General features: G+C 51.6%; 13 protein-coding genes and 1 tRNA gene. 4 read left to right on the forward strand and 10 right to left on the reverse strand.

Going from position 1 to position 9,873, the window contains the following annotated elements; translation table 11 throughout:
* Positions 1-189 precede the first annotated feature (189 nt).
* Complete coding sequence (locus tag HYT77_09470; protein MBI2068226.1) at positions 190-1,638, forward strand: trehalose-6-phosphate synthase; 1,449 nt, start codon at positions 190-192, stop codon at positions 1,636-1,638.
* Between the two features lie 60 nt (positions 1,639-1,698).
* Entirely contained in the window at positions 1,699-1,986 is a 288-nt protein-coding gene (locus tag HYT77_09475; GenBank protein MBI2068227.1) for a hypothetical protein, read from the forward strand.
* Between the two features lie 188 nt (positions 1,987-2,174).
* Here HYT77_09475 and HYT77_09480 read toward each other — a convergent pair whose 3' ends face one another.
* The 6 genes from HYT77_09480 to HYT77_09505 form a co-directional block, all read right to left on the reverse strand.
* Positions 2,175-2,516, reverse strand: coding sequence for a hypothetical protein (locus HYT77_09480; GenBank protein MBI2068228.1), 342 nt, complete (start codon positions 2,514-2,516; stop codon positions 2,175-2,177).
* 54 nt (positions 2,517-2,570) lie between these two features.
* A complete protein-coding gene (locus HYT77_09485) occupies positions 2,571-2,897 on the reverse strand; it encodes a hypothetical protein (protein ID MBI2068229.1) in 327 nt (108 codons plus the stop codon).
* Positions 2,897-3,304 carry a MerR family transcriptional regulator gene (locus HYT77_09490; GenBank protein MBI2068230.1) on the reverse strand — a complete coding sequence of 136 codons (408 nt, stop codon included), beginning with the start codon at positions 3,302-3,304 and terminating at the stop codon, positions 2,897-2,899. The genes HYT77_09485 and HYT77_09490 overlap by 1 nt, the downstream gene beginning before the upstream one ends.
* A 151-nt stretch (positions 3,305-3,455) precedes the next feature.
* Positions 3,456-3,776 (reverse strand): DsrE family protein, encoded by a 321-nt coding sequence (locus HYT77_09495; protein ID MBI2068231.1) that lies wholly within the window; start codon positions 3,774-3,776, stop codon positions 3,456-3,458.
* A gap of 28 nt (positions 3,777-3,804) precedes the next feature.
* Positions 3,805-3,878, reverse strand: a tRNA-Pro gene (locus HYT77_09500).
* 258 nt (positions 3,879-4,136) lie between these two features.
* Entirely contained in the window at positions 4,137-4,985 is an 849-nt protein-coding gene (locus HYT77_09505) for a sulfurtransferase (GenBank protein MBI2068232.1), read from the reverse strand.
* Between the two features lie 54 nt (positions 4,986-5,039).
* Here HYT77_09505 and HYT77_09510 point away from each other — a divergent pair, with 54 nt between their 5' ends.
* Positions 5,040-5,507, forward strand: a complete 468-nt coding sequence (locus HYT77_09510) for an FKBP-type peptidyl-prolyl cis-trans isomerase (protein MBI2068233.1) — start codon at positions 5,040-5,042, stop codon at positions 5,505-5,507.
* Here the strand turns inward: HYT77_09510 and HYT77_09515 are convergent.
* The gene (locus HYT77_09515) at positions 5,504-6,364 is read right to left on the reverse strand and encodes a DMT family transporter (protein ID MBI2068234.1); all 861 of its coding nucleotides are present in this window, start codon (positions 6,362-6,364) and stop codon (positions 5,504-5,506) included. The genes HYT77_09510 and HYT77_09515 overlap by 4 nt on opposite strands.
* A gap of 27 nt (positions 6,365-6,391) precedes the next feature.
* Here HYT77_09515 and ppcA point away from each other — a divergent pair, with 27 nt between their 5' ends.
* Entirely contained in the window at positions 6,392-7,909 is a 1,518-nt protein-coding gene (gene ppcA / locus HYT77_09520) for a phosphoenolpyruvate carboxylase (protein ID MBI2068235.1), read from the forward strand.
* 18 nt (positions 7,910-7,927) lie between these two features.
* On the opposite strand, the gene HYT77_09525 is transcribed toward ppcA, so the two are convergent.
* The 3 genes from HYT77_09525 to HYT77_09535 are packed head-to-tail and all read right to left on the reverse strand — an operon-like array spanning position 7,928 to position 9,255.
* A complete protein-coding gene (locus tag HYT77_09525) occupies positions 7,928-8,326 on the reverse strand; it encodes a peptide chain release factor-like protein (GenBank protein MBI2068236.1) in 399 nt (132 codons plus the stop codon).
* Positions 8,327-8,710: a nucleotidyltransferase substrate binding protein gene (locus HYT77_09530; GenBank protein ID MBI2068237.1), complete on the reverse strand. Its 384-nt coding sequence runs from the start codon at positions 8,708-8,710 to the stop codon at positions 8,327-8,329.
* Positions 8,707-9,255, reverse strand: a complete 549-nt coding sequence (locus HYT77_09535; protein MBI2068238.1) for a nucleotidyltransferase domain-containing protein — start codon at positions 9,253-9,255, stop codon at positions 8,707-8,709. The genes HYT77_09530 and HYT77_09535 overlap by 4 nt, the downstream gene beginning before the upstream one ends.
* Positions 9,256-9,873: the final 618 nt, after the last annotated feature.

The following is a 9,873-nucleotide window of genomic DNA, read 5'->3' on the forward strand; positions in this document are numbered from 1 at the left end:
CTCCTGAAGCCGGTCACGCGCGAGGTCGAGAAATTAACGGCGCGGCTCCGTGCCGCCAAAGAGACGGCGCGGGAGGTCTCCAAGGAGCGGCAGGTCAGCGACTTATGGACACCGGCCCGGCTCAAGGCCCATGCCGTTACTCATCTGGGTGACAACCCCTTTATCGTCGTCTCAAACCGCGAACCGTACATGCACGTAAAGGAGCATGGGCAGCATAAAGTGATCATTCCCGCCAGCGGGCTGGTGACCTCATTGGATCCTGTACTGCGAGCCACGAGCGGACTTTGGATTGCCCACGGCGCAGGGGATGGGGACCGTGACACCGTGGATCGGGAGGGGAAGGTCCTTGTCCCCCCGCAAGCCCCCTCCTACACGCTGAAACGTCTCTGGCTGACCCGCGAGGAGGAAGAAGGTTATTACTACGGTTTCTCGAACGAAGCGCTCTGGCCCCTCTGTCACCTGACCAACCATCGCCCGGAATTCGAGGAGAAAGACTGGCTGGTCTACCGGAAGGTCAACGAAAAGTTCGCCGATGCAGTGGTTCGAGAATTCGGCAAGACGAGACCGTTCGTCCTGGTGCAGGACTATCATTTTACATTGCTACCACGGTTGATTCGGGAGCGGCGTCCCGATGCGGTGATCGGTCTTTTCTGGCATATTCCGTGGCCGACCTCCGAACTGTTTCAGGTTTGTCCCTGGAAGCGGGAGATCCTGGAAGGGATGCTCGGGGCGAATTTCGTCGGGTTTCATCTCCAGTCTTATTGCAACAACTTTCTGGACACGGTGAACAGCTTTCTCCCGATCCGGATCGAGTGGGATCGCTCGGCGGTGCTACAGGAAAACAGGGCGACGCTGGTCAAACCGTTTCCGATCAGTATTGAGCCATGGGCCGAACGGGGGAGCCCGACGGAGGAGGTATTTCGCAAAAGGGAGGGAGAGTTGCGGGGCGAGCTGGACTTGAAGACAGCCCGCCTTGTCGTGAGTGTGGACCGGCTGGATTACACCAAGGGGATCCCGGAGCGGCTCGGGGCGATCGATCGGTTCCTCGAGAAGTACCCTCAATACAAGGAAAAGGTCACCTTTGTCCAACTGGGCGCCCCCTCCCGGGTCCATATCCCCCGTTATCGTGACTTTATCACCGAGGTGGAAAAGAAGGTGGACCATGTCAATTGGCGGCACGCGACGGAATCATGGAAACCGGTGATCTTCCTCAAGGCCCACCATGACTCGCAGACGGTTTATCAATTCTTGAAGATGGCCGACACCTGCATCGTCAGTTCCCTTTCCGACGGGATGAATCTGGTGGCCAAGGAGTTCGTTGCCGCCCGGGATCAGGGCGACGGGGTGCTGATCCTCTCCGAATTCGCCGGTACGGCACGCGAGTTTCAGGAGGCACTGCAGGTGAACCCTTACGCGCGAGCCGACTTCGCCGAGGTGATCCGGGTCGCTCTGGAAATGCCTGTCGAGGAACAAAAAAGACGGATCGGCCGGATGAAGGCACAAGTCATAGAACACAATGTCTACGGATGGGCGGCGAGTCTTATCACTGAAATGGCTCAAACTGTAAATGTGCCTCTTGGGGAAGTTAACAATCCCACCCAATTTTTTGACTGGGCGGATGACGGCAGAAAAAGTTAGGGTTTAAGCACACCCAAGCCTCGTGAAGTGGATCAAGCAGGGATATGCACCCATTGTTCTATGAAGGTCTGTTACTGCCATATTCCCCCTGACCTCCTCGTGAAGATCGTCCGGGAGAAATTCATTGAGAAGACCCCGACGCTGACGCTCCTTCAAAGATATTCCAGCGATCAGGAAACCGAATATGTCAGCACGATCGCCCTTCTCGATCTCCCGGAGTCAGAGGTTCGGGAGATGCTCAAAGACCAACCTCAATTCCTCGCCCATTTTCTCGATTGCCGAATCCATGCAAGAGAGGTTCTTGAGGGAAAACTCCCCGACCTGAAAAAACATCTTCGGGTCAGTTGAGTTTGGAGGTCTTGAACCCCGTCTTGTTCGCTTCCTGAATGATCTGGTCAGCGGTCGCGGGTGATCCGTACTTGCAAATCCCCTCTCCCTTTTCCCGATCACCTCGATTTTCATCTTCAAGATTTGAGGTTCTGCCGCTGACAGCAGTCCCGGCAGAAGTAATGCCATGACGATAGTGATGGTTTGTTTCATTTTGTTCCTCCCTGCCCTGAGCGATCCGCCTTAGGCGGAGAGTCGAAGGGCTTTTTTTGAATCTCTTTGACTGCCTTTGAAATATCTCCCAGGCAACAACTCTTCTTTGGGTTGACCGCCTCGCACCGACAGTTACCGGCTTTTATTTGAGCCCTTAAAAAATCCGGTATCATTGTCTTCCCTGTTTTTTTGATCTCCTGTTCGATATCCTGCCTGAAAATATGGAAACAGTAACAGATAGGCGATGAATCATACCTCTCTTTCACAGTAGATGCCGGGGCTTGGGCTGTCTCTTTGTCGGTAACTTCACAAATTCCATCGGCACATTTGTCATTCATAACTGCCGCGCCGTTTGCCGACAGCCACTGGCTGTCGTTTGCCGGCTTGCCCCCTTAAGATGCAATCAAATGCGGTCCGATCAAAAAGATCGCCGCCAACGCCGTCGAGATCCACAAGAGGATCTTCGTCCATTTCTGACTGGCCGGGCTACAGAGTTTGGCATCCTCGCAAACTGCTTGTTTCCTTCCGTAAACCAGATAAAAGGCGGTTCCCAATAAGAGGATAGTCAGAATCGTAAAATACTTCTGGTAGGGAACCAGTGCCGAGGCAAAACCAACAGTTCCGGTCAACCCCAACAAAAGAAGCGGCAGGGCACAGCAAGACCCAAAGAAGGCCGCCGCACTGGCACCAACGGCAGTGATTCGTGATAGTTGTTGCATCAGTTCTTCCCCCCTCTCTTTCGTCGACCTGCCGATTCGATGATCTCACAAATACAGGTCGTTTTTTTGTTTCTAACCTTCTTCCAATTTCTCAACTTTCCCATCTCCTTCATCTTTTGATGCAGGGCCGAGATTTTCGTCTCCAGGAGTTCCACCACATGTTCGCAGGGCTTTCCTTTGAGCCTCTTTGCCTCGATCACCTTCTTGATCTCTTCAAGGGTGAGGCCCAACCCCTGTGCTGTCTTGATAAATCGGATTATATCAATCGTTTCTTGCGGATAGAGGCGATAGCGGGAGGAAGACCTCGGAGCGACAGGGACAAGACACTCCTTTTCGTAGTACCGGATCGTCCACGGATCGACACCACATTGTTTTGACAACTCGCCAATAAACAACCCCGAATGCATAGAGGCATTATAAACCTTTGAGTTGGCTCTAAGGTCAAATTGTTTTTTGGGCTGCCGATGTCAAAGAAAGGCACGAGACAGGGTCGAGCCTTCGAGTGCTGAGCTTGTCGAAGGACAGAGTAATACGGTCAATCAAATTTTGAACAGAAGTTCAAAAGGAAAGGACTCGGTCACACCCGGCGATCAAATCGTAGAGATCGCTCATCGTAGACAAGGGACATAATTCCGTCGCGTCCTGCCCACGAATCTTGAGACAGGTACCGCAGGTGAGGATCTGACCGCCCCCTTCGACCAGCGTTTTCATCTGCTCGGTCACTTTGAAACGATCGGTATCGAGCGACTCGCATTCAACCCCCTTTGCCAGGAGAAACACCTTGACCGTATCCCCCTTCTTCAAGGCAAGGTTTCCGAGCCGAAAGGCGTTCCAGACGGTTTCGGGATCGCTGGAATAAATGACAAGGCCGAGTTTCATAAGTACCTGATAAAAAACTTTTCTCCTGTCGGGGCGATAGGATTTGAACCTACGACTTCTTGCTCCCGAAGCAAGCGCTCTACCAGGCTGAGCTACGCCCCGTATTTCGACTCGTCCTTCGGACTCGTTCAGGGGACTGTTGAAAAATGCCATTTTTCAACACACCCTTCAGTACTTCGATCCGAAGTTTTCATCGGTATATCGATCCCTTAGTACTTCGACTCGTAATTACCATGACGTATCTGAAAAGCCAAAAAAATCAATGAAATTACTCGCTCAGCACTAGTCCTGAGTGAATAAATTCGTCACCGAATTTATGAATCGAAGGACTTCGGTCAAAGATCAACCGGAAAACGGGAATCATTTAGTCTCTATGGGTAGATCGATATCATTACTCCAGTCACTCCACGAACCTTCGTAAAGTTTGGCATCAATTCCCGCCAATTTGAGTGCAAAAATATCTGTGCAAGCGGTGATGCCAGAGCCGCAGTAACAGATAGTTTCTTGTATCTCCCCCCTTGCCCCCCTCTTAATGTAAGAGGGGGGACGATATCTCCCCTGCTCATCCACACATTGCGTAAACGGAACATTGATCGCGCCGGGAATGTGACCCGCCCGTTTATCGATCGGTTCTATTTCGCCTCGGTAACGTTCGGGAGAACGGGCGTCGATGAGGGTGATCGAGGAGTTGTTCAGTTGGGCAGCGACATAAGATTTGCCGACCAAGCCCTCACCCGGCCTGCCTCCGGCAATCCACACTCTCCCGTCAACGGGAGAGGATCGGGGTGAGGGTCCAGCTGCAACTCGTCTCCCCTCCTTCACCCACAACTTCCACCCCCCATCAAGAACAGAGACCTTCTCGTGACTGAAATAGCGCAGGAGCCACCAGAGGCGTGGGGCCGGCATCCCGTTCCCCGCATCATAGGCAATAACATAAGTATCCACTCCCACACCGATCTCACTCATCGTCCTCTCAAAATCCGCTGGTCTAGGAATAGGATGCCGACCCGACCCCGCCTTTCCGGAAAGCTGCTCATCAACATCGAGATGAACCGCCTCCGGAATATGTCCCTCTTCATAGTGTCGTCTCCCTTCCCCCGGCTTGCCCAATATCCAGCGACAGTCGATGATGCGAAGGAGAGGATCTTCCAAATGTTTCTCAATCCAGGCGGGAGAGACAAGAAGCGGTGTTTGGTTAGAAAATTTCACTTGTTTGCCGGCTCAAAAATGTTTAGTCCATCTCTACATAACCAAGGGGGTATCATGAATCGAGCAATTTTTTTGACCATGATGGCCGTTCTAGTCTTCGGCTGTTCAAAAAAATCCCAACCAACAACAGAAGGGGCCGCTACCGCCCCGGCACCGGAGGCTTCTATGGCGACAGCAGGGCAGGAACAAACCACCGCATCAGGTTTAAAATATATCGTTCTCAAAGAGGGGACAGGTGTCTCGCCACAACCGGGGCAGACGATTACGGTCCACTACACCGGCTGGTTGACCGACGGCACCAAATTTGACAGCTCCGTCGATCGCGGGACCCCCTTCCAGTTCCAGGTCGGCATGGGTCACGTCATCAAGGGATGGGACGAAGGGGTCCTCATGATGAAGGTCGGCGAGAAGAGAAAACTCATCATCCCTCCCCAGCTCGGCTACGGTGAACGGGGAGCAGGTGGTGTGATACCGTCCAACGCGACGCTGGTGTTTGAGGTAGAGCTGTTGGGGAATTCCTAGACAGGGATAATCGGCTCCGGTTTTCTCATTCTAATTATCCGTACACAGCAGAGCACAACCACAAGGCCACCGACGATCGCCTCCCAGGTCGGGACCTCATGCCAAAAAATAATCCCCAGTATAAATGAAGTAAGAATGCCGGCATAGGAAAGCGGGGAGAGCTTCGAGATCTCTTCCAATCCATACGCATAGGTAATCAGAAACTGTCCCAAGGTTGCCAAACCGCCCGCAACAAGCAGAAAAGATAGCTCCCGCGCATCGGGCCAGACAAAATCCTGCAGCATGACGGGGAGGGAGACAAGAAGACAGGTCACAGAGAAGTAGAAAATGATCCGGGTCGCCTTCTCGATCTGCCGAAGCTGATGAATCACGGTGACGACCAGGGCCGTCAACGCGGAAGAGAGGAGCGCAATCAATCCCGCATAATTAAGAAATTCAAATTGCGGTTGGAGAATCAACCCGACACCGCCCAAGGCGACCAGAATCCAAAACATGAGTCCCCCGGTGATCTTTTCGCTCAAAAAAAAGGAGGCAAAGAGGACGACAAAGATCGGAAATGTGCTCCCCAAGATAGCGGTATCTCCCAAGGCAAGATGACCGAGGGCATAAAATTTACAGGACATCGCCAGGAGTCCCAGAAGGGAGCGGGTCAGCAGAAGGGGAAAGTGAGAGGTCCGAAACGATAGCCTCTCACGAACCATGAGAAAGCCGAAAGCAATCGAAGGGACCAATGAGCGAAAAAAAACAGACTCCGCTACCGAAATCCTTGGGGAAACCGCCTTGATGCAGGCCGCCATACAGGAGAACAGAATCGCCGCGAGGACGATCATGAGCGGACCGCTCTTCTTTACTTGCATCCCCTTTCATTATAGGAAGGGAGGGACGTGCGCAAGATCCCATCAACTATCGCAACACAACATCCGGATAATGCCTCAATCCCCTATTGGGGGAAAAATCCGTTCATCTCAACGATCGATGAGGTCCGCGAGTGCTACCGGGTCTTCTCCGACCTCGACTGTGACGAATACATGTGGGACTGGGAGGGGAAGTTCGTTGATGAGGCGGTTGTCGACCGGCTTCTCCACCGTTATGAGGAGTACTTCCGCAAAAAACAGCTGGGTCGTGACAAATTCCTGACCTTCCGTGTCCCGAACATCTGGCATGAGAAGGGACATCGTCTTGCGCGTGCCTATATGACAATGATCACCGCGGCTCATACCGCCAAGGAATACCGACTGCACACCCCTCCCCTTTTTGAAGTGATCCTCCCGATGACAACCGACGCCTCGCAACTTCTCATGGTCATCAAAAAATACCGCGAGGCGCTTAAATACGAAAAGGCGATCTTTGAAGAGGTGGTGGCGGGGCTTGGCAAGATCGAGATGATTCCTCTGATTGAGGGGAGTGTCACGTTGCTCAAGTCACGGCGGATCCTCCACGAATATGTCCGGGGGTATGAGAAACTTTTTAAATACAAACCTCACTATCTACGGCCGTTCATCGCCAGATCCGATCCGGCGCTTGATGCCGGCTTCATCCCGGCCGTCCTCTCCGCGAGGGCGGCCATTTCAGAATACTACCGTTTTGAAGAGGAGTCGGGAATACCGGTTTACCCGATCATCGGGGTCGGAAGCCTGCCGTTTCGGGGAGGGCTCTCGCCGACCCGATTAGGACGATTTCTTGAAAACTACGCAGGGGTTCGAACCGTTACGATTCAATCCGCCTTTCGCTACGACTACCCGCTGCCCCAGGTCAAAAAGGCGATCCGCTTTTTGAACCGTGAACTCCGCCGCCATCGGGCCGTTCTTTTCTCGGATAAAGAGATTCATGAGATGACGACCCTGGCCGAACAGTTTTCTACCTTTTATCGACCGGTCATCCGAAAACTTGCCCCTATGATTAACGACATCGTCCAATATGTTCCTTCCCACAGGGAAAGGATCCCCCATTCCGGCCACTTTGGCTATTCTCGGAGCATGGAGAAACAAAAGATCAAACTGCCAAGGGCGATTGCGTTTGTGGCGGTCTTCGCCTCGTTAGGTGTCCCCCCAACCTTCATTGGAACAGGCCGCGGTTTACGCAGTTTGATCGAGCAGGGGAAGGAGAAGCTCCTTCAAAAATACCTCCCCACCTTGAGAGAGGATATTGAAGATACGGGACGTTACCTCAATTGGGAAAACCTCAAGTTTTTGATCCGCGAAAACCCTGCCTGGGCCCCGATCCGGGAGGATGTCCTCTTTCTGGAGGAATTTTTGGGTAAGCGACTCGGACCCGAAAAGCCGGATCAGTTCATCCACCGCAACCTGACCTCCAACATCTACCACCTCTGGAAACAAGGTAAACCGGAGGATCTCAAGAAGGAGATCCTGCATGCAGGGCAGGTGAGACATTCATTGGGATAAAATTTAAGCAGGTCCAAATCATTCTTTGGACACTTGGCGGTTTGCCAAGATTTTTGAACGGTGATGCTTTGTCTGAAGCATCTTCTCTTTCGCCCGTTTTGATCTCTTCCTCTTCTGCCGACGGATCTTCTCCCTCTGTTGTTGCTCCGCACTCCTCTTCCCCAGGATTTGGGCCTCGATCTTGTCGGCCAAAAGCCGCCTGGCAAAGAAACGGTTCTCTACCTGGCTCCGGCTTGCCTGGCACCGAATAACAATCCCTGTCGGGATATGCCGAAGCAAGACCGTACTGGAGGTCTTATTGATTTTCTGCCCCCCGTGCCCCGTCCCCCGAATAAATTGCTCCTCAAGATCGGGCTCAAAAATGCCCAGCCTCCTCATTCGTTCCTCAAGTCTCTTTTGTTTTTCAGGGGTAATCATCTATTTCTTAACCACGATTTTTTTAACTTCAGGTAAAAAGTCCTGAATCGTTTTGAGGTACTCCTCATCGGAAATACCAAGGTAGTCATGAACGGCGAGATTGCGATCCTCCAAAAAGTCGAGCCATTTTTCGACATCGCCAATCATCCCAAGTCGTCCTGCCTGTTTGATGACCTCCTTTGGACTATAGACCTCGATTCCTTCTTCAATGATCCTTCGTTTCAGGTCTTTCCAGGCATATTCAAGGCAGACCTCGAAGCTTTTAGAAATGGCCGCGGCGTAGAGTGAATCTTTCTTTGTCTCTTTTAAAAAACTGAGTGCATGATCCAGTTTTTGGATTGCATCTTTCAGTTTATCCTGCTTCTCATTATCCGAATTTTTCATTGGGAGCTACTCCTCTGAAGCTCGAGCCAGTCTAATTGATTTCCACTCAAAAAGAGCCAGTTTTTTGATATTTCCTGCAGAAAGGTCGGGGGGGCTCGATTGAGACTGATCAAATCGATCATCACAGGGAGAGATTCGACCAGCTCATCTTTGCGTCTCAGAAGCTTTCTATAGATGGGGTGGGGAAGTCCATTTTTTGAAAAGGCACCAATATCCCAATCTGAATAACGGTGGGCCCTCTTTTGAGTTCGCGAGCCAAAGAGGACAAAAGTGATGTTCGGAAATTCTTGATGTAACTGGTCGACGACGGCGGCAACTTTTTTGAAACTCTCCGTGTCGTCTTTTTTTCTTTCGATCAGGATTTCTGATGGCTTGAGTCCCAACGACTCGAGCATTTTTTCCAGGGCAGGAGGCAGGACGGGGTGGCCCGAGAGATAATAATGAATCGTATTCCGATGGATTCCCAAGCTCCGTGCCAGTTTTTCGATAGACCGGTATTTGGTCCTGACCGCCTCTCGAAATTTAACAGCGTCTACTATGAACATAACCGTTAATACTATAATATGACTAGTTATATTAGTCAATTATACAATATTAATGGTTAAAAATGACCCCGCGCACGGCGATGTCCGCACCATTTGGGTGTGTTGGAAAATGGCTTTTGGGGACTGTTCAAAAATGCCCAGCTGCAAGGCACCCCGAGGAGCCGCGACGCAGGCGTACTTGAGGGTACGTCGAGGAGCCGGCGACTTTGTCTTTAGGGGAGTTTTATAAAAATTAATAAAACAAGGTTGGCCCTTCTCTTCCAAGGGGTTGTGAGGGGGGGTATCAACTTAAACAAAAAGGGGGTTTTATGTCACACATGAAAGGGGGTTTTATGTCACACATGATCGCTGTCGCAGGTCCCGGGGGTTTCATCCATACTCCAAGGCCGGATTGGACTTGGGCTAGCCTGGATATTCCAAAGCTCGTAAGGGTTATTGATAAGGCAACGCCCTTTTCAGGCCCTGTTGGTGGTGCGAATAATGTTGGTCATGTCATATTTCGTGAGAGCTCTGCTCCAAGGGGCTATCGTTCAGTAGCAGAGTGGATTTACCGCAACGCAAGAACTTATAGAGGAGCTGTCGACTTTACGAGAGATGGTGCTGGCCAAGTGATAGTCA

This window comes from Deltaproteobacteria bacterium (genome assembly GCA_016180855.1).
In the GTDB taxonomy this organism is placed as follows: Bacteria; UBA10199; UBA10199; order JACPAL01; family JACPAL01; genus JACPAL01.

Excerpts from the sequence above, each read along its gene's own strand:
- HYT77_09495 (MBI2068231.1), bottom strand. The coding sequence starts at position 3,776 with ATGAAACTCGGCCTTGTCATTTATTCCAGCGATCCCGAAACCGTCTGG.
- HYT77_09475 (MBI2068227.1), top strand. The coding sequence starts at position 1,699 with ATGAAGGTCTGTTACTGCCATATTCCCCCTGACCTCCTCGTGAAGATC.
- HYT77_09490 (MBI2068230.1), bottom strand. The coding sequence starts at position 3,304 with ATGCATTCGGGGTTGTTTATTGGCGAGTTGTCAAAACAATGTGGTGTC.
- HYT77_09515 (MBI2068234.1), bottom strand. The coding sequence starts at position 6,364 with ATGCAAGTAAAGAAGAGCGGTCCGCTCATGATCGTCCTCGCGGCGATT.
- HYT77_09535 (MBI2068238.1), bottom strand. The coding sequence starts at position 9,255 with ATGTTCATAGTAGACGCTGTTAAATTTCGAGAGGCGGTCAGGACCAAA.
- HYT77_09485 (MBI2068229.1), bottom strand. The coding sequence starts at position 2,897 with ATGCAACAACTATCACGAATCACTGCCGTTGGTGCCAGTGCGGCGGCC.
- HYT77_09510 (MBI2068233.1), top strand. The coding sequence starts at position 5,040 with ATGAATCGAGCAATTTTTTTGACCATGATGGCCGTTCTAGTCTTCGGC.
- HYT77_09480 (MBI2068228.1), bottom strand. The coding sequence starts at position 2,516 with ATGAATGACAAATGTGCCGATGGAATTTGTGAAGTTACCGACAAAGAG.
- HYT77_09525 (MBI2068236.1), bottom strand. The coding sequence starts at position 8,326 with ATGATTACCCCTGAAAAACAAAAGAGACTTGAGGAACGAATGAGGAGG.
- HYT77_09530 (MBI2068237.1), bottom strand. The coding sequence starts at position 8,710 with ATGAAAAATTCGGATAATGAGAAGCAGGATAAACTGAAAGATGCAATC.
- HYT77_09470 (MBI2068226.1), top strand. The coding sequence starts at position 190 with ATGCACGTAAAGGAGCATGGGCAGCATAAAGTGATCATTCCCGCCAGC.